This is a genomic window from Streptomyces termitum, assembly GCF_014650175.1.
GTDB lineage: Bacteria > Actinomycetota > Actinomycetes > Streptomycetales > Streptomycetaceae > Streptomyces > Streptomyces termitum.
In genome coordinates, this window is sequence record NZ_BMUL01000020.1 from 80,600 (window position 1) to 106,910 (window position 26,311).

General features: G+C 72.8%; 26 protein-coding genes, 1 tRNA gene and 2 pseudogenes. 24 read left to right on the forward strand and 5 right to left on the reverse strand.

All coding sequences use genetic code 11. The features are described from left to right. Positions 1-36: 36 nt before the first annotated feature. Positions 37-3,870, forward strand: coding sequence for an NACHT domain-containing protein (locus tag IE219_RS28150; protein WP_229850087.1), 3,834 nt, complete (start codon positions 37-39; stop codon positions 3,868-3,870). A 70-nt stretch (positions 3,871-3,940) separates the two neighbouring features. Here IE219_RS28150 and IE219_RS28155 read toward each other — a convergent pair whose 3' ends face one another. After that, positions 3,941-4,501 (reverse strand): hypothetical protein, encoded by a 561-nt coding sequence (locus IE219_RS28155; protein ID WP_189982556.1) that lies wholly within the window; start codon positions 4,499-4,501, stop codon positions 3,941-3,943. Positions 4,502-4,689: 188 nt separating this feature from the next. On the opposite strand from IE219_RS28155, the gene IE219_RS28160 reads away from it, so the two are divergent. Continuing rightward, the gene (locus tag IE219_RS28160) at positions 4,690-5,175 is read left to right on the forward strand and encodes a DUF1269 domain-containing protein (protein WP_189982558.1); all 486 of its coding nucleotides are present in this window, start codon (positions 4,690-4,692) and stop codon (positions 5,173-5,175) included. Positions 5,176-5,476: 301 nt separating this feature from the next. Further along, on the forward strand, positions 5,477-6,151 hold the full coding sequence (locus IE219_RS28165; protein WP_189982560.1) for an ABC transporter ATP-binding protein: 675 nt from the start codon (positions 5,477-5,479) through the stop codon (positions 6,149-6,151). Between the two features lie 421 nt (positions 6,152-6,572). On the opposite strand, the gene IE219_RS28170 is transcribed toward IE219_RS28165, so the two are convergent. Next, positions 6,573-7,043 (reverse strand): carboxymuconolactone decarboxylase family protein, encoded by a 471-nt coding sequence (locus IE219_RS28170; protein ID WP_189982562.1) that lies wholly within the window; start codon positions 7,041-7,043, stop codon positions 6,573-6,575. A gap of 123 nt (positions 7,044-7,166) precedes the next feature. On the opposite strand from IE219_RS28170, the gene IE219_RS28175 reads away from it, so the two are divergent. Both IE219_RS28175 and IE219_RS32015 read left to right on the forward strand, forming a co-directional pair. Beyond that, positions 7,167-8,006 (forward strand): alpha/beta fold hydrolase, encoded by an 840-nt coding sequence (locus tag IE219_RS28175; RefSeq protein WP_229850090.1) that lies wholly within the window; start codon positions 7,167-7,169, stop codon positions 8,004-8,006. Between the two features lie 31 nt (positions 8,007-8,037). Beyond that, positions 8,038-8,376, forward strand: a pseudogene (locus tag IE219_RS32015) (aldo/keto reductase); the annotation flags it as partial. 64 nt (positions 8,377-8,440) lie between these two features. Here IE219_RS32015 and IE219_RS28180 read toward each other — a convergent pair. Continuing rightward, positions 8,441-9,067, reverse strand: coding sequence for a MarC family protein (locus IE219_RS28180; protein ID WP_189982564.1), 627 nt, complete (start codon positions 9,065-9,067; stop codon positions 8,441-8,443). Between the two features lie 252 nt (positions 9,068-9,319). Between IE219_RS28180 and IE219_RS28185 the strand changes: the two genes are divergently transcribed. The 8 genes from IE219_RS28185 to IE219_RS28220 all read left to right on the forward strand — a co-directional run bounded on the left by IE219_RS28185 (position 9,320) and on the right by IE219_RS28220 (position 17,304). Further along, positions 9,320-11,404 (forward strand): TerD family protein, encoded by a 2,085-nt coding sequence (locus tag IE219_RS28185; RefSeq protein ID WP_189982566.1) that lies wholly within the window; start codon positions 9,320-9,322, stop codon positions 11,402-11,404. Positions 11,405-11,547: 143 nt separating this feature from the next. After that, complete coding sequence (locus tag IE219_RS28190; protein ID WP_189982568.1) at positions 11,548-11,835, forward strand: metal-sensitive transcriptional regulator; 288 nt, start codon at positions 11,548-11,550, stop codon at positions 11,833-11,835. Positions 11,836-11,971: 136 nt separating this feature from the next. Continuing rightward, positions 11,972-12,700 carry a TetR/AcrR family transcriptional regulator gene (locus IE219_RS28195; RefSeq protein WP_189982570.1) on the forward strand — a complete coding sequence of 243 codons (729 nt, stop codon included), beginning with the start codon at positions 11,972-11,974 and terminating at the stop codon, positions 12,698-12,700. Further along, positions 12,697-13,272, forward strand: coding sequence for an RBBP9/YdeN family alpha/beta hydrolase (locus IE219_RS28200; RefSeq protein WP_189982572.1), 576 nt, complete (start codon positions 12,697-12,699; stop codon positions 13,270-13,272). Before IE219_RS28195 ends, IE219_RS28200 begins: the two co-directional genes overlap by 4 nt. Positions 13,273-13,282: 10 nt before the next feature. Continuing rightward, on the forward strand, positions 13,283-14,248 hold the full coding sequence (gene pip, locus IE219_RS28205; RefSeq protein WP_189982573.1) for a prolyl aminopeptidase: 966 nt from the start codon (positions 13,283-13,285) through the stop codon (positions 14,246-14,248). Positions 14,249-14,447: 199 nt separating this feature from the next. Next, the gene (locus IE219_RS28210) at positions 14,448-15,998 is read left to right on the forward strand and encodes a M28 family metallopeptidase (RefSeq protein ID WP_229850092.1); all 1,551 of its coding nucleotides are present in this window, start codon (positions 14,448-14,450) and stop codon (positions 15,996-15,998) included. A 241-nt stretch (positions 15,999-16,239) separates the two neighbouring features. After that, positions 16,240-16,536 carry a type II toxin-antitoxin system VapB family antitoxin gene (locus IE219_RS28215; protein ID WP_003949502.1) on the forward strand — a complete coding sequence of 99 codons (297 nt, stop codon included), beginning with the start codon at positions 16,240-16,242 and terminating at the stop codon, positions 16,534-16,536. Between the two features lie 144 nt (positions 16,537-16,680). Then, complete coding sequence (locus tag IE219_RS28220) at positions 16,681-17,304, forward strand: LytR C-terminal domain-containing protein (protein ID WP_189982577.1); 624 nt, start codon at positions 16,681-16,683, stop codon at positions 17,302-17,304. Positions 17,305-17,347: 43 nt separating this feature from the next. Here the strand turns inward: IE219_RS28220 and upp are convergent, their stop codons facing one another. Beyond that, positions 17,348-17,983 (reverse strand): uracil phosphoribosyltransferase, encoded by a 636-nt coding sequence (gene upp, locus IE219_RS28225; protein ID WP_189982579.1) that lies wholly within the window; start codon positions 17,981-17,983, stop codon positions 17,348-17,350. 92 nt (positions 17,984-18,075) lie between these two features. Between upp and IE219_RS28230 the strand changes: the two genes are divergently transcribed. The 9 genes from IE219_RS28230 (at position 18,076) to IE219_RS28270 (ending at position 23,658) form a co-directional block, all read left to right on the forward strand. Continuing rightward, positions 18,076-18,300, forward strand: a complete 225-nt coding sequence (locus IE219_RS28230; protein WP_189982637.1) for a hypothetical protein — start codon at positions 18,076-18,078, stop codon at positions 18,298-18,300. Positions 18,301-18,499: 199 nt separating this feature from the next. After that, positions 18,500-19,024, forward strand: a complete 525-nt coding sequence (locus tag IE219_RS28235) for a tRNA adenosine deaminase-associated protein (protein ID WP_189982581.1) — start codon at positions 18,500-18,502, stop codon at positions 19,022-19,024. A 68-nt stretch (positions 19,025-19,092) separates the two neighbouring features. Further along, positions 19,093-19,521, forward strand: coding sequence for a tRNA adenosine(34) deaminase TadA (gene tadA / locus IE219_RS28240; RefSeq protein ID WP_189982628.1), 429 nt, complete (start codon positions 19,093-19,095; stop codon positions 19,519-19,521). 65 nt (positions 19,522-19,586) lie between these two features. After that, a tRNA-Ser gene (locus tag IE219_RS28245) sits at positions 19,587-19,674 on the forward strand. Between the two features lie 425 nt (positions 19,675-20,099). Then, on the forward strand, positions 20,100-20,240 hold the full coding sequence (locus tag IE219_RS28250) for a hypothetical protein (RefSeq protein ID WP_189982640.1): 141 nt from the start codon (positions 20,100-20,102) through the stop codon (positions 20,238-20,240). A 9-nt stretch (positions 20,241-20,249) separates the two neighbouring features. Beyond that, complete coding sequence (locus IE219_RS28255) at positions 20,250-20,543, forward strand: Dabb family protein (RefSeq protein WP_189982583.1); 294 nt, start codon at positions 20,250-20,252, stop codon at positions 20,541-20,543. Between the two features lie 243 nt (positions 20,544-20,786). After that, complete coding sequence (locus IE219_RS28260) at positions 20,787-21,635, forward strand: RNA polymerase sigma factor SigF (RefSeq protein ID WP_189982585.1); 849 nt, start codon at positions 20,787-20,789, stop codon at positions 21,633-21,635. 236 nt (positions 21,636-21,871) lie between these two features. Further along, the gene (locus tag IE219_RS28265) at positions 21,872-22,804 is read left to right on the forward strand and encodes an RNA polymerase sigma factor SigF (RefSeq protein ID WP_189982587.1); all 933 of its coding nucleotides are present in this window, start codon (positions 21,872-21,874) and stop codon (positions 22,802-22,804) included. A 50-nt stretch (positions 22,805-22,854) separates the two neighbouring features. Further along, complete coding sequence (locus IE219_RS28270; protein ID WP_229850116.1) at positions 22,855-23,658, forward strand: hypothetical protein; 804 nt, start codon at positions 22,855-22,857, stop codon at positions 23,656-23,658. Between the two features lie 106 nt (positions 23,659-23,764). On the opposite strand, the gene IE219_RS28275 is transcribed toward IE219_RS28270, so the two are convergent. Then, complete coding sequence (locus tag IE219_RS28275; RefSeq protein WP_189982589.1) at positions 23,765-23,992, reverse strand: hypothetical protein; 228 nt, start codon at positions 23,990-23,992, stop codon at positions 23,765-23,767. Between the two features lie 215 nt (positions 23,993-24,207). On the opposite strand from IE219_RS28275, the gene IE219_RS28280 reads away from it, so the two are divergent. After that, entirely contained in the window at positions 24,208-24,651 is a 444-nt protein-coding gene (locus IE219_RS28280; protein ID WP_189982632.1) for a MarR family winged helix-turn-helix transcriptional regulator, read from the forward strand. Between the two features lie 123 nt (positions 24,652-24,774). Further along, a pseudogene (locus IE219_RS28285) lies at positions 24,775-26,268 on the forward strand (MDR family MFS transporter); the annotation flags it as partial. Positions 26,269-26,311 lie beyond the last annotated feature (43 nt).

Consider the following 26,311-nt stretch of genomic DNA (forward strand, 5'->3'; position numbering starts at 1 on the left):
CCCCGTCACGTCCAGGCGTCCGGCAACAGCGTCGCGGTGGGGAGCGCGGACTACGTCTTCGTCGGCGCCGCCCTCCCGACCGGCCCCGTGCCCGACCCGGCGGAGACCGACAGGCGCTCCGTCGAGGCCGCCCGCCGTCGTTTCCTGCGTCACGAGAAAGGGAAGCGGCCCCTCTTCGGGCTGGCGGACCGCGCTACGGCGCACGAGCTGTTCACCCGGCTGCTCACCGATGACGAGACGAGGATCCTCGTCTGCGACGGCCCCGCGGGCATGGGGAAGTCGGCGGTCGTCGGAGAGGTCGTCGCCCTCGCCCACGAGCGGGGCTGGCCGGTCCTCCCCTTCCGCATGGACGAGGTCGAGGCCGCCGACCGGACGGCGGAGGCCGTGGGAGGGCGCGTCCAGCTCGGCGGGTGCCCCGCCTCGCTCCTCGCCCGCGTCGCGCGCGGCGCCCCGGCGCTGCTGGTCGTGGACCAGCTCGACGCGGCCAGCAGCTACAGCGGCCGGATCCCCGAGGTGTTCGAGGCCGTGGACGAGATGCTGGAGGTGCTGGACGCCTTCCCCAACGTACGGACCGTCCTCGTGGCCCGGACGATCGACGTCGAGAAGGACCCCCGGCTGATGAACCTGGTCGGCGACCGGGGACCGGCGAAGCGCTTCCCGGTGGGGCTCCTCGACGACGAAGCCGTCGCGGCGGTCCTCGCGCGCGGCGGTACGCCCCCGCAGCGGCTCGGCGGGGAGACCCTGCGGCTGCTGCGCACCCCCCTGCACCTGTCGGTCTTCTGCAGACTCTCGGAAAGGGCGAGGAACGCCTCCTACCGGAACCTCGCCGACCTGTACGCCACCTACACCGACGAGGTCCGCCGCAAGATCGAGAAGTTCCTGCCCGCCGACCTGTGGCCGGCCGTCACCCACCTGCTGGTGGACGAGATGAGCCGCCGTGAGACCGTCACCGTCCCCTACGGGATCCTGGACCGCTTCGCGAGGGAGGACCTGGCCGTCCTCGTCTCGGCGGGCGTGCTCCTCCACGGGGACAACGACCGCATCGGCTTCTTCCACGAGACGTACTTCGACTACCTGTTCGCGCGCTCCTTCGTCCTGTCCGGCAAGGACCTCCACGACTTCCTCGCGACAGGAGGGCAGGCCCTCTTCCGCAGGGCCCAGACCCGGCAGGTCCTCGAACACCTGCGGGAGACCGACCGGGCGGAATTCCGGCGGACGGCGGTACGGCTCCTCGGCTCGGACGTGGTCCGCCCCCACCTGCGCTTCGTCGTCGTCTCCGTCCTCGAACAGCTCGACGCGACCGACGAGGACTGGGCGGCCCTGGACCCACTGGCCTGGGACGACGGGGTCACCGCGCGCAAGCTGCGCGGGCTGCTCGGCCTGCCCGCGTGGTTCGACGCCACCGACACGGGCCGGTGGGAGCGGTGGCTGGGGGACCCCGCCACCACACCGCTCGTCTTCCCCCAGCTCTCCTGGTGCACCGCCCACCGTCCGAAGCGGGTGACGGAGCTGATGAGGCCGTACGCGAACGCCGCCGCCCCGTGGCCCGGACTGTTGCAGGACTGGCTCTGGCGGTGGCCGACCCACCACTCCGCGGAGATGGTCGAGACCCTCATCGAACAGGGCTACTTCGACGAGGGGAACGCGGAGGTCCCGGGTTCCGGCAGGACCTTCTGGGACTACTTCCGGGGCGTGGCCGAACAGGAGGCGGAGACCGCGCTCCGGCTCCTGGGCACCTTCCTCCGGCGGGCGGCCGCACACACGGCGTCGAACGGCGGGGATCCCCTCGACTCCGACCGCCTGAACACATCACCGGGCACCGGAATCGGCGAAGACGTCTCCAAAGCCGCGGCCGCCTCTCCCCGGGCCGCACTCGACCACCTGCTGCCCTTCGTGGTCGCCGTGGCCGAGGCCAGCCACGTACGGCACAGCCCTGACCACCCTTCACGTGCCCGGTGGTACCACCGCCTCCTGCCCGTCCACCCCGACCTCGACGAGGCCCTCTACTGGGGGGTGCACGACGCCCTGCGCACCCTCGCGCAGCAGGACCCCGACTCCGTCGCGGAGACGATGAGGACCCTCTCCACGAGCGACAGCAAGGCTCTGCGCTTTCTCGCCTGCCGTGTCCACACGGTGTGGAACCGCCCGGACGAAGCGCTCGCCTGGCTCATGGCCGACCCGGAGAACCTGCGCCTCGGCTGGGTGGACAGCGCACGGTGGGCGTCCCGCGAACTCGTGTCCCGGGCGACCCGGGACTGCGGCGCGGAACTGCTCGAACGGTTCGTCCACCTGCTCCTCGACCACTACCCGGCCTGGGAACGCCTCCCCGAGAACCGCCAGGTGTTCGGACACGCCCAGTACGTCCTCCTCGACGCGGTCGCCCCCCACCGGCGGAGTCCGGAGGCGCGGCGCCGCCTCGGAGAGCTGGAACGCAAGTTCTCCGGCTTTCCCCTCGTAGGCCCGAAACCCGTGACGGCCGATTTCCTCGGCCCTCCCGTCCCCTCCGCCGCGGGGGAGCACATGTCGGACGCCCAATGGCTGCGTGCGCTCCGCAAACACGCGGAAGACCGGCACAACTGGCGTACGGACCCTCCGACGGGCGGCGCCCGGGAACTGGCCCAGCTCCTCGGGTCTTGTGCCAAGGTTCAGCCGGATCGGTTCACCGCCCTCGCCCAGGGCTTCGACCGGAGCATCCCCGCTCCGGCCTTCGTCGCCGTGATCGACGCGGTGGCCGGGAAGGTGGAAGCGGACCGCCTGCTGGCACTCTGCGCGCACGCCCATGACGTGATCGGAGGGAAAGCGGGCCGATCCGTGTGCGGAGCCATCGGCACCGTCGCACGAGATCTCCAGGACCTCTCCGTCGCGATCCCCCTGCTCGCCCACTATGCCGACGACCCGCACCCCGCTTCCGAAGCCGCGCGGACCAGCTCCGGCCCAGGGAAATACCACTACGGCGGCGACCTTCTGATGGCCGGCATCAACTCCACCCGGGGAGAGGCCGCCATCGCTATCGGAGCCCTCCTCCGCCTCCCCGGGACGCCCGTGGAGCCCTTCCTCCCTGCACTCGGCCGACTGGTATGCGACCCCGTCATGGCCGTCCGGGTCTGCGCCGCCGAACCCGTGACGTTCCTGCTGGGTCGAGCCCCGGAGACCGCGCTCGACCTCGCGGAACTGCTCTTCACGGGCACCCCCGTCGATGTCCACGAGACCCGGACCGTCCACCGGCTCCTCACCTGGAGCCTGATCCACGAAACCGCGCGCTTCGCCCCCGAACTGCTCCGGGCTCTCGACGGCCCCGATGAGGCCGCGCGGTACGCGGGAGCGGCGTGGGCCGTCCTCGCGCTCCGGGAGCGGCTCGCCCATGGGCTGCCCGGCACCTGGGACTCCCTGCCCGTCGCGGCACGGCGAGGAGCCGCAGAGATGACCGCCACCGACCCGGTGGGCGGTGTCTCCCTGCTCCGCGGCATGTTCGACGACAACGACCCCTCGGTACGCAAAGCGGCGTCCCGCTGCCTCCGTAAGCTGGAGTCGCTGCCACCGGCCGTCGCGGACGAGCTGATCGGTTCGTTCCTGACGAGCCGCGCCTTCCCCGACCACGCCGAGGGCCTCGCGGCGTCGCTCGCCCCGCTGGCCCTGAGCCTGCCCGCCCGGACCCTTGAGGCGGGACAGGCGCTGGCGGCGCTGGCGGAGTCGCCGAACGCCTCTCGGCGGTTCGAGCGCGGGATCATCCACCAGCACCTGATCGAGGTGGTGCTCCGGCTGTACCGGCGGGGGGACGAGCGGATCCGCTCCCAGTGCCTCGACATCATCGACGCGCTCTACCGGGCGGCGACGGGCAGGCTCGACGAGGCCCTCTCCGAGGAGCGGTGAGCCCTTCGTTCCGTACGAACCCCGGGGCCCTGGGACAAGGAGGAAGCGGCCGTACCGCCACCGGTCGCCGTCACACCGGGCAGGGCCGGTACTCCAGGCTCAGTTCGCGGTCGACCGCGTAGCTGGTGCGCATGGAGGCGTCGATGACCTGCTGCCACGAGCCGTACTTGACGTACAGCTGGTCGGCGGTGGGGCCCAGGGGGTTCCCGTACTTCGCCTGGTTGCGGGCCTCCAGGACGCGCACCTCCTCCGGGGTCATGCCCGCGCGGGTGATCGACTTGGCCTGGTTGCGCATGTCGACCAGTTCGCGGGCGATCTCCTCGTCGGTCGCGCCGGCCTCCCGCATGGCCGCCTCGGTGCGGTGCATGTCCTCCAGGAGTCCGTGGTACCTCATCCGGGTCCGCTGGGCCTCGACCTTCTCGTCCATCGGCATCACGCGGATCCGGCACACCACCGGATCGCTGCTCGGACAGGGGTCGTCGGCGGAGACGGGCCGTTCGAGCGGGGCGGTGATGACCGAACCGCACGCCTCGGCCGCCGACGCGGTGGCCGAGGCGCCCATGCCGAGAAGGGCGAACGCGGCGGCGAACGGTACGGCGAGGGAGGAGGTGAAAGGGGAGGTGAGACGCATGCGCGCCACTCTGGGGAGGGAAGTGGATCACTTCACGCAGGCACACCGGGGATCACTCCTACGAGCCATCCGATCCCTTTATCCCCATGAATGACACGAGATGCGGCTTATAGGACGATCGCTTCTACTGGGGGCAGTCATTGCCCAGTGCCGCGCAGGTGTCGTGCGGTGGTTTTCGGAGGTTTCGTGTGGCCACGTTGACCGTGTGGAAGTTCGACGCGCCCGAGGGGGCGGCGGCGGTGGAGGACACGCTTCTTCAGTTGCAGAAGCAGGAGCTGATCAAGGTGCTCGACGCGGCGACGGTCAGCTGGCCGGCCGAGGCGTCGAAGCCGAAGACGAAGCAGTTGAACAACCTGACCGGGGTCGGGGCCCTCTCCGGGACCTTCTGGGGGATGCTTTTCGGTCTCCTCTTCCTGATGCCGCTGCTCGGCGCGGCGGTGGGCGCGGCGGCGGGGGCGCTGGGCGGGAAGCTGGCGGACGTCGGCATCGACGACGACTTCATCGAGTCGGTCAAGGCGAAGGTGACGCCGGGCACCTCGGCGCTCTTCCTGCTCTCCGAGGGCGCCATCGTCGACCGCGTCCGGGAGGCGTTCCCCCAGGGACACGCGGAGCTCATCCAGTCCAACCTGGACCGTGCCCAGGAGGAGAAGCTGCGGGAGGTGTTCGCCGGCTGAGGCAGGGGATGGGGTACGGATCGGGCCGCTGGTGGATCGCCGCTGGCGGTCCCCTTCGCGAGGGTCGGTTCACCGGATCGGGGGGTGATCGGACAGAGGGACGTTCCTGCACCGTCCGGAGCAGGGCGGCGCCGCTACTTTCTGTGATCGGTGTCCGGTGGGCAGGAGAGATCCGCGCGGAAGCCGGGGACATCGCCGTGGTCGGCGGGGCCGTCGCGGCTTCGAGGGTGCCGCCGGGCCCGGTCACCGCTCGCCCAGGGGGCCGCGACGGTCGGTCCCTCCTCCAGGAAGCAGTCACGGAATGGACCACATCCTCAGCGCCAGGGGCGTCGACTTCTTCTACGGGGAGCGACAGGCGTTGTACGGCGCCGATTTCGAGCTGGCCGGCGGTGAGGTCGCCGCCATCACGGGAGGCAGCGGTGCGGGCAAGTCCTCGCTGCTGTACTGCCTCGCCGGTGTGCTGCCCCCGGCGCGCGGCACGGTGACCTTCGACGGGATCGTCCTGTCGTCCCTCTCCGGCGCCGATCTGAGCGCCTTGCGCCGCGAACGCCTCGGGTTCGTCTCCTCCTCCGGGGAGCCGCTTCCCGAGCTGACCGTGCAGGAGAACGCGGCCCTGCCGATGCGGCTGGCGGGCATCGCCAAGGACCGCGCGCACGCGGCGGCCGGCCGGGTGCTCGAACCGCTCGGCATGGGCGCCCATCTGCGGCGCAGGGCCGCGAACCTGTCGGGCGGCCAGAACCGGCGGGTCGCCGTCGCCCGCGCCCTCGTCCACCGGCCCGACGTAGTGTTCGCGGACGAGCCGACCGGCGCGCTGGACGGCGCCGACGCCACCGCGGTCCTGGAGGAGTTCCTCCGGCTCGCGCGGGAGCAGGAGACCGCCGTGGTGCTCGTGACGCACGACCCGGACGTGGCCGCCCGCGCCGACACCCGGTACGTGATGGCCGACGGGGCGATCAGCCGACGGGTGACGGTGTGAGGCCCTTCCCGGGCCCCGGCCGGGTCTTCTCCTGACGGTCTCCGGGGCGGTGCCGGGCCCCGCCTGCCCGGCGGCGACGGCTCCCGCCGCCCTCGCGGCGCGCGGGCCCCTTCCAGCCGGGCGGGCCGATGTCCGCCGCCCGCGCTCCTCCGGCCCGTACGGATCGGAGCCGTTCATCCAGGTCCTCCCGTCCCGTACGAGGGAGGGCCCCGGGCGCGGGACGGGCCGGGCCGGGCCGGAACCCCTCGGCCGCGCCGCCCGCCCACCGCACGCGCGGCCGGGGGTCCCGCGCGCGGGCCGTCGCGGGCGGCCGGGGCGCTGCCGGTACCGGGGCCGGGCGTGATCCGGGGCCGCGGGGCGCGCCTCCCGGAGGCCGTTCCGGCCGCGCTTCGGTGCGGCGCGGCCCCGGCTCGCGTACGGGCTAGGAGAACTGGCCGGGGACGTAGTCGCCGGCGGGCTGCCGGGTCATGACGTTCAGGCGGTTGAAGGCGTTGATGAGCGCGATCAGCGAGACCAGGGCCGCCAGCTGCTCCTCGTCGTAGTGCTGGGCGGCGTTCTGCCAGGCCGCGTCCGTGATGCCGGTGCCGTTCGCGAGGCGGGTGCCCTCCTCGGCCAGTTCGAGGGCGGCGCGCTCGGCCTCCGTGTAGACCGTGGCCTCGCGCCAGGCCGCGACGAGGTGGAGGCGGAGGGCCGTCTCGCCGGCCGCCGCCGCGTCCTTGGTGTGCATGTCGAGGCAGAATCCACAGCCGTTGATCTGGCTGGCGCGGATCTTCACCAGCTCCTGGGTGCTGTGCGGCAGGACCGTCTCCGGGATGGCGAAGCCGGCGGAGGCCAGGTGACGGACGACCTTGGAGGCGATCGGGCTGGTGAAGAGGTTGAGGCGGGCGTCCATGGGTGCTCCTCGGGTCGAGAGTGCCGGTGGCGGCGGGAGGCGGATCGTTCCGTCTCTTCCGCGCTTTCATGGGACTGACGGAACGCCGCACGGCGATGTGACGGGGAGGGGCGGAACGTGGGTGTGAACTGGGTCACATGGCAGTTCGTACGGGACGGGGTGACGCTGTCCGGGCGGGAATGGACGGACACGGGGGCCGGGCCGGGGCCCTCCGTGCTGCTGCTGCACGGGCTCGCCGGGCACTGCGGCGAGTGGGACGCGCTGGCCGGGGCCCTGGCCGCCGACGGGTACCGCGTCCTCGCCCTCGACCAGCGCGGGCACGGGGACAGCGAGCGCCGCCCCGGGGACGTCTCCCGGGCCGCGTACGCCTCCGACGTCCTGGAGGTCGCCGGAGCCCTCACGGCGGACGGCGGGCCCGTCGCGCTCGTCGGGCAGTCCTACGGCGGGCACGCCGCGCTCCTCGCCGCCGCCCGCAGGCCGCCCCGCGTCGCCGGGGCCGTACTCGTCGAGGCCGGTCCCGGCGGGTCCGCGCCCGACCGGACCGAGCAGGTCGCCGGGTGGCTGCGGGGATGGCCGGTGCCCTTCCCCGACCGGGAGGCCGCCGTCGCGCACTTCGGCGGCGGGCCGGTCGGCGAGGGGTGGGCCGGCGGGCTGGAGGAGCGGGACGGCGGCTGGTGGCCGCGGTTCGACCCCGAGGTCCTGGCCGCCTCGCTCGCCGAGAACGCCGTCCGCTCCTGGTGGGAGGAGTGGGACGCGATCGACGTGCCCCTCCTCGCCGTCCTCGGCCAGAACGGCATCATCGACCCGGAGCAGTGGGACGGGATGGCCCGGCGGCAGGAACGGCGGCTGACCGCGGTCAGCGTGCCCGGCACCGGACACGACCTGCACCTGGAGGCGCCGGAGGCGCTGTACGGGGTGGTGGCGCCGTTCCTGCGGGAGCTGTTCGCGGGGGTGGATGGATAGGCGTTCTCTCTGTACGGGGAGGGCGGGAGGGCCGGGGCAGCGGATCGTGGAGGCGCACGCGGTGGCCGAGCGGCGCGGGCTGCGCCGCTTCCGCACCGAGCAGCCGCCGTACTCGCTCCTCGCGCGCGGCGCGGAGACCTCGGTGCCGCCCGTCGCCCGGGAGTACGGGATGGGCGTGCCGGCCTGGGCCCCGCCGGCCTCCGGCTATCTGTCGGGGGCGTACCGGAAGGGGCGGCCGGCCGTCCTCGGCTCCGGGCGGGCCGCGCTCACTCCGCACCGCTTCGACCCCGCCCTCCCCGAGAACGCGGTGAAGCTCGACGCGGTCGAGGAACCCGCCCTGCTCGCCGAGGAGATCGGCTGCTCGCTGCCCGGGCCGCCGCCGACCCGCTCTCCTGACCCCCGGACCGCCCCCGGACCGCCCCGGGAAGAAGGGCTCAGTGCCGCCCGAGGATGTGCACACCCAGGTCGGACAGGCCGTCGAGGAAGAGGTCCACGCCGACCGCGGCGAGCAGCAGGCCCAGCAGGCGGCCGAGCAGTTCGATGGTGGTGTGGTGGGTGCGGCTCAGCAGCCGGGTGAGGACCAGGACGCAGACCAGGTCGAGCGCGATGACGCACACGTACGCGCCGACCACGGTCGAGCGCCAGCCGACCGAGTAGCGGGCGGCGGCCTCGATCAGGACGGCGGTCATGGCGAGCGGGCTGACGATGTACGGCATCAGCAGTTCGCGGACGCCGCCGGCGATGTCGGGGGCGTCCTGGTGGGGGCCGTCCGAGCCGAGGTGCATGCCGAGCACGAGCCCGACCGCGTACACGAAGAAGATCGCGCCACCGGCGAGTTGGAGCGCCGGGGTGCTGATGTGGAAGAGGTCGAGCAGCCACGGCGCCGTGATGCCGGTGACCAGGCCGACGAGGACCGCCGCGCCCGAGGAGATCAGGGCGATGGTGCGGAGCTGGCGGACCGGGTGGGTCTGGGCGAGCCCGGCGAAGGCGAGGAGCACCTTCGGCGGGCCGACGACGGAGAAGAAGGTGATGAAGGCCGCGGAGAAGGTGAAGGGGTTCACAGCGGACATCATGCGGCGGCCGGGTGATTCCGGGCGGATTGACGTGTTTCCTCCCGCGCGGCGTCGAGAACGGCGGCCCGTCTCCTCCCCGGGACGGAAACGGGCCCGACCGCCCCGGCACCGCCCCGCACGGAACCCGGTACCGCCCCCGCGCGAGGCAGTCCGACTTTCACATCTCCTCCCCATTCCGTTCGCCCGGACGCTACCGTTCCCCAGGGACCGGTCCATGAGCGAGATCTGGGGGACGGACATATGCGGGAACTGCCCAAGGGAGCCAACACCGGCCTCGCCGCGCTGAGCGAGGACACCGGGTCGGTGGTCGTCGGACTGGGCTGGAGCAGCCCGTCCGGGGACGGGGACGCCGACGTCTCGGTCCTCCTCCTCGACGACGGCGGCAAGGTCCGCAGCGACGCCGACTTCTACTTCTACAACCGCCCGTCCGCCGAGGACGGCAGCGTCCAGCTGCTCGGCAAGGTCCCGACGGAGGACGGCAGCGAGGACCGCATCAGCATCGACCTGACCGCGGTCCCCCCGGAGGTCACCAGGATCGTGATCGCGGCGAGCCGGTACGGCGAATCGTCCTTCGGCGACCTGAACGACCTGCGGCTCTCCCTCGCGGACCGCTCGGGCGAGGCCCTGCTCGGCTTCTCCATCACGGACGCCACCGTCGAGACCGCGTTCATCTTCGGGGAGCTCTACCGGCGCGGCGAGGAGTGGAAGTTCCGGGCCGTCGGGCAGGGGTACGAGACGGGGCTCGCGGGGCTCGCCACGGACTTCGGCATCCGGATCGCCGAGGACGACGAGGGCCAGGAGGCGGAGCCGGGGGCGGAGGCGGGCCCGGAGGCCACCGCGCCCGCCGCGGCCCCGGAGGGCGTACGGGACGGCGCGGCGGCCCCCGCCGGGGGCGCCCCCGGCGACGCGACCCCCGCGCAGCCGGCCGGCACCGCCCCCGCCGGCTCCCCGGACGCGCCGGCGGCGGGCGCGCGCGCCCGTGGGACCCGTACCGCGAAGAAGAAGGTCACCCTCCCCCGTACCGCGAAGAAGTCCCTGGCGGAGAACGACTCCTGGCGGCCCGCCCGGCTCTTCCCCGTCCCCTCCTACCGCAGCGACAAGGAGCGCGAGGTGCGGGCGACCTCGGTGCTGCTCTCGGTCATGGCCGAGGTCCCGGAGTTCGGCCGGCGCCTGACCGCGGGATTCGGCGCCCCGGCGGGCCGCATGCAGACCTTCACCGAGGTGTCCCTGCCGCACGGGGAGACCCCGAAGCGGCCGGACGGGGTGATCCGGGTGGAGCGGGCGGGCAAGCTCTGGACGGCGCTGGTCGAGACGAAGACCAACGGCAACCCGCTGAAGAGCGAGCAGGTCCAGAACTACATGGACATCGCCGCCCGGCGGGGGTACGAGGCCGTGATCACGCTCTCCAACGACGTGGCCCTGGAGGGCATCCCGCTCGTCGAGGTGAAGACCGACGGCCGCCGCAAGCACAAGGTCTCGCTGTGGCACCTCTCCTGGGCCGAGGTGGCCCACCAGGCGCAGATGCTGATCCGGCACGAGGGCGTCGGCAACGCGGCGCACGTCTGGCTGCTCCAGGAGCTCCTGCACTACCTCCAGCACGACAACTCGGGCTGCCACGGCTTCCAGAACATGGGCCCCTCCTGGGTCCCGGTGCGCAACGGGATCGACGACGAGACCCTCGTCCCCGGCGACCCGCGCGCGGTGGAGGTCGTGGAGAGCTGGGAGCGGCTGATCCGCCAGGTCTGCCTGCGCCTCGGCGGGGAGCTCGGCCAGAAGGCCCTCCCGGTGCAGCGCGCGAAGCGGGGCACCGACCCCAAGTCCCGGCGCGTCGAGCTCGCCGACCGGCTGTGCGAGGAGGGGAAGCTCTCCGCGGAGATCCGCATCGACGGCACCCCGACCGTCCTGTCGCTCACCGCCGACCTCAGGACCGGCAAGATCCGCACGTCCGTCGAGGTGCCCGCGCCGGACGGCACCTACCCGCTGTCGGTGGTGAAGCGGCTGATCCGCGCGCTGGAGACGGCGCCCGCGGACCTGCACGTCGAGACGCTCGTGGAGGGGCGCACCGGGCCGCGCGGGACACTGGAGCGCCTGCGGCCCGAGCCGGGCGACCTGCTGCCCAGGGACGGCGCCGAGACGGCCGGGTTCCGGCTCTCCCTCTTCAAGGGGATGGGGAACACCCGCGGCTCCGCCGAGTCCGGGTTCATCCGCAGCATCGACGACGCGGTCGACCGCTTCCACGGCTCCGTCGTCGTCCACCTCGGCCAGTTCGAGCAGCGCCGCCCGGCGCGGGCGAAGACCGCCTCCGAACCGTCCGCACCCCGCTGACCTGCACCGACGCGGTCCGGCAGGGGCGCGGGGCCGGGGAGTTCGACGGCTCTCGGGAATCAGCGGGGCGGGTGTCATCCTTGACAGGACAGGCCCCGGTGCGGGGATGAATCCCCCCTGGGGTATCTGCTGGAGGAGTGGCTGTGCAACTCGATCTCGCGGGCGCGGAGCTCAAGGCCGTGCTCAACCGGCTGCGCCGGGCGCAGGGTCAGATCTCCGGGGTGATCCGGATGATCGAGGAGGGGCGGGACTGCGAGGAGGTCGTGACGCAGCTGGCCGCCGCCTCGCGGGCGCTGGACCGGGCCGGGTTCGCGATCATCGCGACCGGGCTCCAGCAGTGCCTGACGGACATGGAGGACGGGAAGCGGAACGGCGAGGACCCGGACAAGATGCGGGCCCGGCTGGAGAAGCTGTTCCTGTCGCTGGCCTGAGCGGACGCGGTGCCCCGTACACGGGGGCACTGCGTCCGACCTAATCGGATAGGAATCCGTTTCCTGGGTCGCGCCAGGTATGCTCGAAGGACGGAACCATCGACGACGGGGGCGCGACGAAGGGCAGGAACGGGCGATGAGCACGAGACGACCGCAGGCCGGCGACGGGCCGCCCGGCCCCCTGCTCGCCCTCCTCCCGGCCGGGAACACGCCGGGGACCGGCGCCGCCCCCGCGCCCGCCCCCGAGCGCGCCGACGCCGCCCGCAACCGCCGCCGGATCCTCGACGCCGCCGCCCGGATCGTCGCCGAGAAGGGCCCCGACGCGGTCACCATGAACCAGGTCGCCCACGCCAGCGGAATCGGCGTCGGCACCGTCTACCGCCGCTTCGGCGACGTCTCGCAGCTGCTCTGGGCGCTCCTCGACGACCGCGAGCGCCGGTTCCAGGAGGCGTACATGAGCGGGCCGCCGCCGCTCGGGCCCGGCGCCCCCGCCGGCGAGCGGCTCGACGCCTTCCTCGACGCGCTGGTGGACCGGGTCGCCGAGCAGCGGGCCCTGCTGCTCGCCGCCCACTCCGCCGCCCCCCGCGCCCGCTACCACAGCGGCGCCTACCAGGTGATGCACACGCACACGGCGATGCTGCTGTCCCGGCTGCGGCCCGGCTGCGACGCCGCCCTCCTCGCCCACCTGCTGCTGGCGCCGTTCTCGCCGGACCTGATGCACCACCTCTCGGTGGAACAGGCGTTGCCCGCCGAGCGGGTCAAGGCGGGCGTACGGGACCTGCTCGCGCTGCGCGCCCCGGCGGCGTCCCCGTCCGTGGACACCCCCTGGACCCCGCCGCCCCCGCGTCCGACGATCACCCCATGACCACCACGCCGAAGACCTTCCTGATCCTGCACGGCTTCCAGAACCACCGGCCGGCCGGGCACTGGCAGCACTGGCTCGCCGGCGAGCTGCGCGGCCGGGGCCACGAGGTGCGCTACCCGCAGCTCCCGGAGCCGGACGCGCCGGTCCTCGCCGACTGGCTGGACGCGCTGGACGCGCACGGCGGGCGGCCCGCCAAGGGCGAGTTCGTCGTCCTCGCGCACAGCCTGTCCGTCCTGCTGTGGCTGCGCGCCGGGGACCGCCGGCCCGGGGCCGACCGGGCGCTGCTCGTCGCCCCGCCCTCGCCCGCCGTCACCGCCTCCATCCCGGAGATCGCGGCCTTCGCCGACGGCCTCGACCTCACCCGGAAGGACGTGCCGGGACGGCTGGTGTACGGGGACGGGGACCCGTACTGCCCCGAGGGCGCCGGCACCGTGTACGGGGCTCCGCTCGGCCTGGACACCGACTTCGTGCCGGGCGGCGAGCACCTCAACCCGGACAGCGGCTACGGTCCGTGGCCGGCGGTCCTGGAGTGGTGCGAGAACCCGGAGGCGCGGGTCACCGGCGCTCGGTAGCGTCGGCGGGATGCGAACCGAGACGACTCCCGCGCCCGCGCGCTTCCCCGCCCTCGACCCCCACGAGGAGGGCCTCCTCGACGTCGGGGACGGCCAGCGGGTCCACTACGCCGTCTCCGGGAACCCGGCGGGGAAGCCCGCGCTCGTCGTGCACGGCGGGCCCGGCTCCGGGTCCTCCCCGGGCGCCCGCCGCCTCTTCGACCCGGAGGCGTACCGGATCGTCCAGTTCGACCAGCGCGGCTGCGGCCGGTCGCTGCCGCACGCGAGCGACCCGGCCGCCGACCTCTCGGTGAACACCACCGCCCACCTGGTGGCCGACATGGAGCGGCTCCGGGTCCACCTGGGCATCGACCGGTGGCTGCTGCACGGGGGCTCCTGGGGATCGACCCTGATCCTCGCGTACGCGCAGGCCCACCCGGAGCGGGTCACCGGGATCGTGCTCGCCGCCGTGACGACGACCCGCCGCTCCGAGACGGCCTGGCTGTACGGGGGCGTCGGCCGCTTCTTCCCGGAGGCGTACGAGCGCTTCCTCGCCGGGGCGGGGGACGCCGGGGACCCGGTGGGGGCGTACGCGGCCCTGCTGAACCACCCCGACCGGGCGGTCCGGGAGCGGGCGGCGGCCGACTGGTGCGCCTGGGAGGACGCCGTCCTGTCGACGGAGGGCATGGGGACCCCGTACAGCGACCGCGTCGACGACGCCCGGCTCGGTTTCGTACGGATCTGCTCGCACTACTTCGCCCACGGTGCCTTCCTGGAGGAGGGCGTCCTGATCCGGGAGGCGCACCGGCTCGCCGGCGTTCCGGGCGTGCTGGTCCACGGCCGGCTCGACATGGGCGGCCCGCTCACCACCGCCTGGGAGCTGGCGCGGGCCTGGCCGGGCGCCGAACTGCACGTCGTGGAGGGTGCGGGGCACCTGGGCGGCGATCCGACCCGTACACACGTCATGTCCGCGCTCGCCCGTTTCGCGGGGAACTGATCGCGCCGGGCGCGGACCTCTCCGGAGGCGCCGCGCCGAAGAAGCCGAAAGCCGCCAAGGGCCGCAAATCATCCGGGAATTGATAATTCCAGATGTCAATCCTGCTCAAGCTGACATGAATTGCGGAGAACGTGTTCACAGAACCCCCTCCCGGTGGCTAGTTTCCCCCTCAACCTCGTCCCCATCGGGAAGGACTTCTGTGAACGCAACGCAGCGTCGTGCCGCGGCCATCCTCGCGGCTGCCGCCCTCGCCACCCCCCTGGTCCTCGCCTCTCCGGCCACCGCCGGCCAGGACCCCAACGCGGCGCCCGCGCGGGACGCGGCGAAGCTGGCGAAGAAGCTGGTCCGCGAGACCACCGGCAAGGACGCCTTCAAGCACCTCCAGAAGTTCCAGGCGATAGCCGACTCGGCCGGCGGCCACCGCGCCGCCGGTTCGCTGGGCCACGACGCCTCGGCCGCGTACGTCTACACCCAGCTGAAGAAGGCCGGCTACAACGTCTCGTACCAGAAGTTCGACTTCGTCTACACGGAGACGCTGGCCGAGAAGGCGTCGGTCCTCGGCTCCGCCCCGCGCGACCTCGACATCAGCGCGATGACCTACACCAAGTCCACCCCGGTCGGCGGCATCACCGCCGCCGTGGCCGCCGTCCCGGTCGACGCCGACGGCACCACCGGCTGCGAGCCGGGCGACTTCGCCGCGGGCGCCTTCACCGGCAAGATCGCCCTGATCAAGCGCGGCGGCTGCACCTTCGCGATCAAGCAGGAGAACGCCGCCGCGGCCGGCGCCGCCGGCGCGATCATCTACAACAACACCGAGGGCCTGCTCTCCGGCACCCTCGGCGACGCCGCCTCGGCCAAGGTCCCGACCGCGGGCCTCGGCCAGGCGGAGGGCGAGCGCCTCGCCGCCGACGTGGCGGCCGGCCCGGTCAGCCTCTCCTTCGAGGTCCGCCAGCTCAACGAGACGCGCTCCACCAACAACGTCATCGCGGAGACCAAGGGCGGCAACGCCGCCAACACCGTGATGCTCGGCGCCCACCTCGACTCGGTCACCGCCGGCCCCGGCATCAACGACAACGGCTCCGGCTCGGCCGGCATCCTCCAGACCGCCCTGGAGCTCGCCAAGTCGAAGGACAAGGTCCGCAACAAGGTCCGCTTCGCCTGGTGGTCCGCGGAGGAGAACGGCCTGCTCGGCGCCGAGCACTACGTCAACAACCTGACGGCGCTGGACAAGCGGGAGATCAAGCTCTACCTCAACTTCGACATGATCGCCTCGCCGAACTACGGCCTGTTCGTCTACGACGGCGACGACTCGGACGGCCTCGGCGAGGGCCCCGGCCCGGCGGGCTCCGCCCAGCTGGAGCGGGACATCACCGACTTCATGGACAAGAAGGGCCTCCCGCACGCGGGCACCGACTTCGACGGCCGCTCCGACTACGGCCCGTTCATCGAGACCGGCATCCCGTCCGGCGGCACCTTCACCGGCGCCGAGGGCATCAAGACCCCGGAGCAGGCCGCGCTCTTCGGCGGCCAGGCGGGCGTCGCCTTCGACGTGAACTACCACGCCAAGGGCGACGACCTGAAGAACGTCAACATGAAGGCGTTCGACGCCAACATCGACGTCATCGCCAACGCCGTGGGCACCTACGCCCACGACATCTCCTCGCTGCGCAAGCCGGTCGCCTCGGTGCCCACCTCCGGCGGCACGGCGGGCGGCGGCCACTCCCACGACCACGGCGGCGTGACCGAGTAGGCCCCCGGGGCGCGGCCGGGCGGAACCGCTGACACCCCGCCCCCGCGCCACCCGCACCCCACCGTCCGCATTCCGGACACATTCGTACGCGCACGGCCGGCGAGGGCCTCCGACAGGGGGCCCTCGCCCGCGTCCGGGACCGCCCGCCGCAGCCATATGACTGTTACGTCCCGGTTCATCCCGTCTTCACCCCCGGTCCGCCTGGCTGCGCCGGTAGCCGCTCGAACGGTAGGCTTTCCGTGTGATCTTCAAGCGCATCGGAAACGGACGGCCGTATCCCGACCACGGCCGGGAAAGCACCCGGCAGTGGGCGGACGTCGCCCCGCGCCCGGTCCGCCTCGACCAGCTCGTCACCACCAAGGGCCAGCTGGACCTGGAAACCCTGCTCGCCGAGGACTCGACCTTCTACGGCGACCTCTTCGCGCACGTCGTGAAGTGGCGGGGCGACCTCTACCTGGAGGACGGGCTGCACCGCGCGGTCCGCGCCGCGCTCCAGCAGCGCCAGGTGCTCCACGCGCGCGTGCTGGAACTGGACTGAGTCCGCGCCGGCCCCCGGGCCGGCCGCCCGCCCGGTCACCCCGCCCCCGCGGGCTGATCCTTTCGGGGGCAGTTCACCCCCATCCGGGCGCGATCACATGATCATCAAGTAGGCATCGCGGACGGGCGGCATTACGCTGCGTTCATGAGCATGCTCACTCCCCCCGGCATGGGCGGAAAGTACCGCATCACGGGGGATGTCTACCCGCGCATGCGCCGCCCCCACCGTCGGCGCAGGATCGTTCTGGCCTCCGCCGCCGCCGTGGTCCTGCTGGGCGCGGCCGGCTGGGGCACGTACCAGCTCGTCGACGTCTTCTCCGGCGGCGACGACACGAAGACCACCGCCGCCGGGAAACGGGCCGACTGCAAGCCCGCCCCCGCTCCCACCCCGGCCGTCGCGCTGCCCAAGCCCGGCCAGGTCACGGTGAACGTCTACAACGCGACCCCGCGCAGCGGCCTCGCCAAGACCACCGCCGACGAGCTGAAGAAGCGCGGCTTCGCCATCGGCAAGATCGGGAACGCGCCGGCCGCCTACGACAAGAAGGTCACCGGCACCGGGCTGCTGCTCGGCGCGCCGGCCGCCACCAAGGGCTCCTTCGCCGTCCTCGGCACCCAGCTCGCGGGCACCACGACGAAGGTCGACACCCGCACCACGGCGGACGTCGACCTGATCATCGGTACAGCCTTCAAGAACCTGTCGCCCAAGGCGACCGCGGACGCGGCCCTGGCCGTCCTGAACAAGCCCAAGCCCGCGCCCACCCGCTGCTGAGGAAGTGCCCCGGCGGACCGCCGGGGCGCCTCCCGGGAACGTCCTAGTCGGCGGTGCCGTACATGCGGTCGCCCGCGTCGCCCAGGCCCGGCACGATGTAGCCGTGCTCGTTGAGCCGCTCGTCGACCGAGGCCGTCACGACCGTCACCGGCGTGCCCGCCAGCTCGCGCTCCATCACCGCGACGCCCTCCGGCGCCGCGAGCAGCACCACGGCCGTCACGTCGTCCGCGCCGCGCCGGATCAGCTCCTGGATCGCCGCCACCAGCGTGCCGCCGGTCGCCAGCATCGGGTCGACCACGTACACCTGGCGGCCCGAGAGGTCCTCCGGCATCCGGCTCGCGTAGGTCGACGCCTCCAGCGTCTCCTCGTTGCGGATCATGCCCAGGAAGCCGACCTCGGCGGTCGGGAGCAGCCGGACCATGCCGTCGAGCATGCCGAGGCCCGCCCGCAGGATCGGGACCACCAGCGGGCGCGGGTACGACAGCTTCACGCCGTTCGTCGCCGTCACCGGGGTCTCGACGTCGACCCGCTCGGTCCGCACGTCCCGGGTCGCCTCGTAGGCGAGCAGGGTGACCAGCTCGTCGGCGAGCCGGCGGAAGGTCGGGGAGTCCGTGCGCTTGTCGCGCAGGGTGGTGAGCTTGTGGGCGACCAGCGGGTGATCGACGACGTGGAGACGCATGGTTCAACAGTAGCCCGCCGCGCACTGGCCCCGACCCGCGCCGCTGCGGCAAGGTGGGGGGACAGGGACCCAGCGATGGGGTGAGGTGGCCGATGGCCGAGCCGAAGAACACCGCCGGCCGGACCCGGACGGGCCCGGAGCCCGGGGTGCCGGAGCCGGAGCAGGACCCGGAGACCGACGCGGAGCGCCGCAGGCGCCGCGCCCAGTTCCTCCGCGAGCTCCACGAGGCCAAGGCGCTGCGCGACCGCGTGCAGCCCCGGCGCGCCCGGGCCGCCCGGATGAGACAGGCCATGCGGATGCGGACCTTCCGCTGGTGAGGGCGGTCTCCGGCACCCCGGCGCGCCCCCTCCGCGCGCCGGGGTCGTACGCCCGCCCGAACGCGGTGTGGTTCAGACTGATGCACGACGCAAGACCCGAAGACCTCTCCTGCGGCCGTCGTTTCTGTCACGATGCCGAAGGGCGGGGCTCAGGACCGCGCCACCGGTTCATCACACCTCTGATCAGTGGGAGAGTCAGGTGTACTTCGCCGCACTGCTCGCGCGCACCGAAGACGGGTGGGAAGCGAGCGATACGGAGCTCGACGACGTGGAGACGCTGGCGGACCTGGCCGATCTGGCCCGCGAGTCGGCCTCCGACGACGGGGAGACCGTGCTCGTCTTCATCGAGCAGGAGGACGCGTGGTTCGGCGTCGTCCGCGTGGACGGGGAGGACGACCCCCGGGTCTTCGTCTCCCACGCGGTCGCCGCGGCCCGCTCCTCGTACGGGGAGATCCTCACCTCGGAGCTGATGGGCTCCGACGGGGACAGCGCCCTCGACGAACTCGTCGACCTCGACGGGACCGAGGACGGCGAGCCGGAGACGGCGGCCGACGACGACGGCGAGGCCACCGGCGAGGTCCTGCCGGCCGGACCGCTCGGCGACGGCCGGATCCTCGCCGACCTCGGCATGTCCGAGCGGGACCTCCTCGCCCTGACCGAGGACGCCCTCGGGGAGATCGCCGACGCCATCGGCGCCTCCGACATCCTGGAGGCCGTCCGCTAGTGCACCTCGCGCCACCCCCGGTCCCGGACCCCGTGCCGGAGCCGGTGCCCGACCTCTGGCGGGACGCCATGCGGCTCGCCCTCGGCGAGGCCGCCGCGGCCGTGCCGGCCGGTGACGTACCGGTCGGCGCGGTCGTGCTCTCCCCCGCCGGCGACGTCCTCGCCCGCGCGCACAACGAACGCGAGGCGACCGGCGACCCGAGCGCCCACGCCGAGGTCCTCGCCCTGCGCCGGGCCGCGGCCGCCACCGGCGCGTGGCGGCTCACCGGCTGCACCCTCGTGGTCACCCTGGAACCCTGCGTGATGTGCGCGGGCGCCCTCGTGCAGTCCCGGATCGCCCGGGTCGTGTACGGCGCCGACGACGAGAAGGCGGGCGCGGCGGGATCCCTCTGGGACCTGGTCCGCGACCGGCGGCTCAACCACCGCCCGGAGGTCGTCCGCGGCGTCCTCGGCGAGGAGTGCGCCCAGCGGCTCACCGCCTTCTTCCGCGACCGCTGACACCCGCTGACCAGCGCGGGGATACGGATTTCATCGCGGAGCGACTTTGGGCTAAGCTCTCTCTCGGTAGCGTGTCCGAGCGGCCGAAGGAGCTCGCCTCGAAAGCGAGTGTGGGGAAACTCACCGAGGGTTCAAATCCCTCCGCTACCGCCATCACGAAGGGCCCGACGCGAAAGCGCCGGGCCCTTCGGCGTTCCCGGGAACGGACGAGACGGGAGCGGGGCCCCGGCGCACCACCGGGGCCCCGCTCCGTCCTGCTGGGGCCGGGGGGAGCGGCATCGGGGGGACAAGCCGCTCCCCCCGATGAGAACCGGACCCGCAAGCCCTGCGCCGCAGTCAGGGGGGAAGCTCGCGGCGCGGGCCCCGCAGTGGGGACCGGTTCCTCGGCCCTGCGGATTCCTGCCAGATCCGCCGGGCTCGTCATCCATCCTGCTCCCCGTGCGGCCGTCCGGGTGACGGCGAAAGACCCCGAAGGCAGGGTCCTTGGTCCATAAAGCCTCGGTTAGAGTGGCCAGCGCCGAGGCGGGGTCACGGTACGGGGAGGGGAGGGACGGATGTCCCAGGCGAGGAAAGTCGCGGTGTACGCGTTCGGGGTCTTCATCCTGTACGCGATCATCACGTCCCCCGACCGCTCCGCCGAGCTGGTCCAGATAGGGTTCGAGGGCCTTTCCAGCGCCGCCAAGGGTGTCGGAGAGTTCATGACCGAACTCATCAACTAGGAGCCCTCCGTGATCCGCCATCTGGTCCTCTTCAAGCTCGACGAGGGCGTCGACCGCGACGAGCCGCGCGTGGTCGCCGGCGTCGAGGCGTTCCGCGCGCTGGGCGGGCAGATCCCCGAGCTGCGCTTCTGGGAGTGCGACTGGAACGTCTCCGAGCGGCCGATCGCCTACGACTTCGCGATCAACTCCGCCGTCGAGGACCTGGACGCGCTCCAGCGGTACCTGGACCACCCCGCGCACCAGGCCGGAGTGGCCCTGTGGCGCGAGTTCTCCACCTGGGTGATCGCCGACTACCCCTTCTAGTCGCCGGCCCCTCCCGTACCTTCCGAGGCCCCCCGCCCTTCCGGCGGGGGGCCTCGCACGTCTCTGGCCTCCGCTTTTCCCTCCCCGACGCCCCCAACACGTGGTGATGGGGTGCTTGCACACAGTGGACATGTCTTGTGATGCTATGACCGCTTTTGACGGATGAGTTGACCGTAGGTGACCGGTGGCCGAGGCCCCGTGACCCCCCGGTCCCGCGACACCAGCCGAAGGGGTGGCGTGAACGTGCCGGCCAGTACAGCGCCTCAGGTCCCGCCCCAGCACGAGGGCGGCGACCCCGCCGACCCTCCGCGCCCCCGGGAGCGCAGCACCCGGGGCGCCGACACCCGGGCCCTCACCCAGGTCCTCTTCGGGCAGCTGAAGGGGCTGGAGCCCGGCTCCGCCGAGCACGACCGGGTGCGCGGGGCGCTCATCGAGGCCAACCTCCCGCTCGTCCGGTACGCGGCGGCCCGCTTCCGCTCGCGCAACGAGCCGATGGAGGACGTCGTCCAGGTCGGCACCATCGGCCTGATCAACGCGATCGACCGCTTCGACCCCGACCGGGGCGTGCAGTTCCCCACCTTCGCCATGCCGACCGTGGTCGGCGAGATCAAGCGGTACTTCCGCGACAACGTCCGCACCGTGCACGTGCCGCGCCGGCTGCACGAGCTGTGGGTGCAGGTCAACGGCGCCACCGAGGACCTGACGACGGCCCACGGCCGCTCCCCCACCACCGCCGAGATCGCCGAGCGGCTGCGGATCGCCGAGGACGAGGTGCTCGCCTGCATCGAGGCCGGACGGTCTTACCACGCCACCTCCCTGGAGGCCGCGCAGGAGGGCGACGGGCTGCCCGGACTGCTCGACCGGCTCGGCTACGAGGACCCCGCGCTGGCCGGCGTCGAACACCGCGACCTGGTCCGGCACCTGCTCGTCCAGCTCCCCGAGCGCGAGCAGCGGATCCTGATGCTCCGTTACTACAGCAACCTGACCCAGTCCCAGATCAGCCAGGAGCTGGGGGTCTCGCAGATGCACGTGTCAAGGCTCCTCGCCCGGAGCTTCGCCCGACTGCGATCCGCAAACAGGATCGAGGCGTAACCGGAACGGGTAGACCGGTTCGGAGCAGTTCTCCGGCGCCCCACATGCCGTACACCCCTTGTTTCCTGCGGATATGCGCCCACGCAGTGTCGACAAGTCACTACAGCGTGTTGCCGACATGTGACATTCTGCCGGGGACGCGTTTGCCGCAGCCCCACGGCCGGTATTCAGGTGGAAGCTGCGTTCCTCCGATGGTCGCGGCCCACCGCGACCGTCCGCGACCTCCAGGGGGTGGCATGTCCGCAGACCAGGGCAGCTCGAAGATGCTCACGCTCACGCCCGTTCCGGTCCTCGCGCCCGGCCCGGTGCCCGCGCAGACGACCGCGGCGACCTCGGCCGAGAGCGGGGCGCTGCCGGCGATCCCGGCCCCGGCGCCCCCCGTCGCGTCGGGGAACCTCGACACCCGGACCCTCTCCCGCTCCCTCTTCCTGCGGCTGCGCGCCCTGGACTCCGCGGGCGCGGCCTCGGACAGCCCGGAGCGGACCTACGTCCGCGACACCCTCATCGAACTGAACCTCCCCCTCGTGCGGTACGCGGCGGCCCGCTTCCGCTCGCGCAACGAGCCGATGGAGGACATCGTCCAGGTCGGCACCATCGGCCTGATCAAGGCGATCGACCGCTTCGACTGCGAACGGGGCGTGGAGTTCCCGACGTTCGCGATGCCGACCGTCGTCGGCGAGATCAAGCGCTTCTTCCGCGACACCTCGTGGTCGGTGCGGGTGCCGCGCCGGCTCCAGGAGCTGCGCCTCGCCCTCACCAAGGCCAGCGACGAGCTCGCCCAGAAGCTCGACCGCTCCCCGACCGTGCCCGAACTCGCCGCCGTGCTCGGGGTGTCGGAGGAGGACGTCGTCGACGGCCTCGCGGTCGGCAACGCGTACACCGCCTCCTCGCTCGACTCGCCCTCCCCGGAGGACGACGGCGGCGAGGGCTCCCTCGCGGACCGCCTCGGCTACGAGGACACCGCCCTGGAGGGCGTCGAGTACCGCGAGTCGCTCAAGCCGCTGCTCGCCAAACTCCCGCCCCGGGAGCGGCAGATCATCATGCTCCGGTTCTTCGCGAACATGACCCAGTCGCAGATCGGCGAGGAGGTCGGCATCTCCCAGATGCACGTCTCCCGGCTGCTCACCCGGACCCTCGCGCAGCTCCGCGAGGGCCTGATCTCCGACTGACTTCCCCGAATCCGCCCCGGCTTGACTGCCCGTCAGCCAGACTGGGGCGCATGAGGCGAAGGAAGCAGCCGGTACTCGCGGCGGTGGCGCTCTGCCTCGGCGGAGCGCTCACCGCCTGCGGCGGCGGGGACGGCGGAGGGTTCACGGCGGTCGGCGCCGGGCCCTCGCCCGGCGGCGCGGTCGGCCCCTCGGGCGCGGTCACGCTGGTCCCGCTGGACTCCCCCACCGCGAGCGGCACCACCTCCAGCACCTCCTCCCCGCCCCCGGGCCCCGCGCCGACGGCGTCCCCCGGGGCGACCGGCACGTCCGGCGCGCCGTCCCCGGGCCGGGACCCCGCCGACCGTACGGGCTCCGCCTCCGGGCCGGGTTCCGACGGCGCGGGAAGCGGCGCGTCCGGCGGCTCCGGCGGTACGGGCTCCGGCGGCGGGCCCGCCCCGTCCCGCACCACCCCGGCCCCGGGCCCCGGCACCTCCGCGCCCGGCACCCCGTCCCGGCCGCCGGCCACCACCCCGGGCACCCCCTCGCGACCCCCGGCCACCACCCCGGGCCCGGCCCTACTCACCGTCTCCGCCCCGGTCACCGCCGACGCCGACCAGCGCTGGTGCGAGCGGGTCACGGTGACCTTCCGGAACACCGGCGGCTCCCCCGCCGCCTCCGGCCGGGCCACCTTCGCCACCCACCTCATCGGCGCGCTCGGCCTGGACTGGGGCACGGTCACCACCTCCCAGCCGCTGCCGGCCCCGATCCCGGCGGGCGCCACGCGGACCCGTACGTACACGGTCTGCGTCGAGTCCTGGCGGGTGCCGCTGGGGATGCGGGTGGAGACCCGCGCGGTGACCGCCGACTGGAAGTGACCCGACGGCGCCGAGGCCGGACCCGTGGGAACGGGTCCGGCCTCGGCGCGCGGGGAGTGGGGGACGGAAGAAGGAGGGGGGAAGGAGAAGAAAGGGGATCAGGGGGTCAGACGGCGAGCCAGATGACCACCGCGAGGACGGCGAGCGCGGCGACGACGCCGACGATCACACCGGCCTTGGGACCGCGGGCGGCCGCGGCGGGCTGCTGCGGCTGGTGCTGCGGGGTGCCCTCGTCGACGAAGGCGCGGAACATCTGGGTGCTGCCGGCGGGGTCGTAACCGCCCTCGGGGGCCTGTCCGCCCTGGCCGTACGGTGCTTGCGGGTTGTGTGCCATGAGCCGGACCCTAGCGAAAGCGGTCCGAGGGGCCCAAGCCCCGGGGGCCGCGGGAGTCCCGTACGCCGCTCCGGTCCCGTACGGCCGTCGCCACAGCCCGCCTTTGCCGATTCTTTAGCACTGTTTGACCGATTTAGTTTGCCTGGAGCAACCATCCATCTCTATGGTTGCCCTAAGCAACAAACTGGATGAGAGAGACGGACGGGGGGCTCGCGATGGAGCCGCGGAACCGGTACGAGGAGCTCGCCCGCGCGGTGAGCGCGTTCGGCGCCGTGAAACGCGGACTCGCCCGCGTCCTGCCCGTCGACTGCCAGGGCGCCTCCGCCGCCGTGCTCGCGCTGCTCAAGCACCACGGCGACATGCGGATGGGGCGGCTGGCCGAGCTCATGTCCGTGGACATGTCGGTGTGCAGCCGGCACGCGGCCCACACCGTCGAGCGCGGCTGGGTCGAGCGCCTGCCCGACCCCGACGACGGCCGCTCCCGCATCCTGCGCCTCACCCCCGACGGCCTCGCGATGCTCACCGAGCTGGACCGGCGCGTCACCGATGCCTTCACCCGCCACCTCGCGGAATGGTCCGACGACGACGTCGACCGGCTCACCACCCTGCTCGCCCGACTCCGCGACTCCTTCGGGGACTGCCGGGCCACCCACGCCTGAACCGCACCCGGACGCCCACCGGCGCCCGAACTCGCTGGAAAACAGAGGAATTTCATGGCAACGACCACACCTGACACCGGTGTGCGGAGCGCCTCGGCCGAAACCGGAGGCTCCGGCGCTCCGATGACACACCGTCAGATCATGGAGGCGCTCTCCGGGCTGCTGCTCGGCATGTTCGTCGCCATCCTGTCCTCGACGATCGTCTCGAACGCCCTCCCGCAGATCATCACCGACCTGGGCGGCGGCCAGTCCGCCTACACCTGGGTCGTCACCGCGTCCCTGCTCGCGATGACCGCCACCACCCCGCTCTGGGGCAAGCTGGCCGACCTCTTCTCCAAGAAGCTGCTGGTCCAGATAGCCCTGGTCATCTACGTCGCGGGCTCGGTCGTCGCCGGTCTCTCCCAGTCCACCGGCATGCTCATCGCCTGCCGCGTCGTCCAGGGCGTCGGCGTCGGCGGCCTCACCGCCCTCTCGCAGGTCATCCTGGCCGCGATGATCGCCCCCCGCGAGCGCGGCCGCTACAGCGGCTACCTCGGCGCGGTCTTCGCCGTCGCCACCGTCGGCGGCCCGCTGCTCGGCGGCGTCATCACCGACACCGAGTGGCTCGGCTGGCGCTGGTGCTTCTACGTCGGCGTGCCGTTCGCGATCATCGCCCTGCTGGTCCTCCAGAAGACCCTCAAGCTGCCCGTCGTGAAGCGCGAGGTCAAGGTCGACTGGGCCGGCGCCTTCTTCATCAGCGCCGCCGTCTCGCTGCTCCTCGTCTGGGTCACCTTCGCCGGCGACAAGTACGACTGGATGTCCTGGCAGACCGCCGCCATGGTCGGCGGATCGGTCCTGCTCGGCGCGGTCTTCGTCCTCGTCGAGTCCCGGGCGGCCGAGCCGATCATCCCGCTGCGCCTGTTCCGCAACCGGACCATCACCCTCGCCTCGCTCGCCTCGCTCTTCGTCGGCGTCGCGATGTTCGCGGGCACGGTCTTCTTCAGCCAGTACTTCCAGCTGGCCCGCAACGAGTCGCCGACCATGTCCGGCGTCCTCACCATCCCGATGATCGCCGGTCTCTTCGTCTCCTCGACCGTCTCCGGCCAGGTCATCACCAAGACCGGCCGCTGGAAGGCGTGGCTGGTCAGCGGCGGCGCCCTCGCCGCCGGCGGCCTCGGCCTCCTCGGCACCATCCGGTACGACACGGAGTACTGGCACATCGCCCTCTTCATGGCCGTCCTCGGCCTGGGCATCGGCATGATGATGCAGAACCTCGTGCTCTGCACCCAGAACCAGGTCGACCCCTCCGACCTCGGCGCCGCCTCCTCCACCGTCGCCTTCTTCCGCTCCCTCGGCGGCGCGATCGGCGTCTCGGCGCTCGGCGCGATCATGGCCCACCGGGTCACGAGCTACGTCAAGGAGGGCATCACCGCCCTCGGCCCGGACGCCGCGAAGGCGATGCAGCAGAGCGGTGCCGGCGGCGGCATCCCCGACATGGACACGCTGCCCGGACCGATCCGGACCGTCTTCGAGAGCGCGTACGGGCACGGCGTCGGCGACGTCTTCCTCTACTCGGCGCCGTTCGCGCTGCTCGCCTTCGTGGTGACGCTCTTCATCAAGGAGGTCGCCCTCAAGAGCAGCACGGTGACGGGCGACAAGAAGTAACACCGTCCCGGGGTAC

Coding starts and splice junctions, on each gene's coding strand:
- IE219_RS28200 (WP_189982572.1), top strand. CDS start 12,697: ATGACCACCACGCCGAAGACCTTCCTGATCCTGCACGGCTTCCAGAAC.
- IE219_RS28275 (WP_189982589.1), bottom strand. CDS start 23,992: ATGGCACACAACCCGCAAGCACCGTACGGCCAGGGCGGACAGGCCCCC.
- IE219_RS28220 (WP_189982577.1), top strand. CDS start 16,681: ATGAGCATGCTCACTCCCCCCGGCATGGGCGGAAAGTACCGCATCACG.
- IE219_RS28155 (WP_189982556.1), bottom strand. CDS start 4,501: ATGCGTCTCACCTCCCCTTTCACCTCCTCCCTCGCCGTACCGTTCGCC.
- IE219_RS28185 (WP_189982566.1), top strand. CDS start 9,320: ATGCGGGAACTGCCCAAGGGAGCCAACACCGGCCTCGCCGCGCTGAGC.
- IE219_RS28170 (WP_189982562.1), bottom strand. CDS start 7,043: ATGGACGCCCGCCTCAACCTCTTCACCAGCCCGATCGCCTCCAAGGTC.
- IE219_RS28230 (WP_189982637.1), top strand. CDS start 18,076: ATGGCCGAGCCGAAGAACACCGCCGGCCGGACCCGGACGGGCCCGGAG.
- IE219_RS28270 (WP_229850116.1), top strand. CDS start 22,855: ATGAGGCGAAGGAAGCAGCCGGTACTCGCGGCGGTGGCGCTCTGCCTC.
- IE219_RS28165 (WP_189982560.1), top strand. CDS start 5,477: ATGGACCACATCCTCAGCGCCAGGGGCGTCGACTTCTTCTACGGGGAG.
- IE219_RS28265 (WP_189982587.1), top strand. CDS start 21,872: ATGTCCGCAGACCAGGGCAGCTCGAAGATGCTCACGCTCACGCCCGTT.
- upp (WP_189982579.1), bottom strand. CDS start 17,983: ATGCGTCTCCACGTCGTCGATCACCCGCTGGTCGCCCACAAGCTCACC.
- IE219_RS28195 (WP_189982570.1), top strand. CDS start 11,972: ATGAGCACGAGACGACCGCAGGCCGGCGACGGGCCGCCCGGCCCCCTG.
- pip (WP_189982573.1), top strand. CDS start 13,283: ATGCGAACCGAGACGACTCCCGCGCCCGCGCGCTTCCCCGCCCTCGAC.
- IE219_RS28280 (WP_189982632.1), top strand. CDS start 24,208: ATGGAGCCGCGGAACCGGTACGAGGAGCTCGCCCGCGCGGTGAGCGCG.
- tadA (WP_189982628.1), top strand. CDS start 19,093: ATGCGGCTCGCCCTCGGCGAGGCCGCCGCGGCCGTGCCGGCCGGTGAC.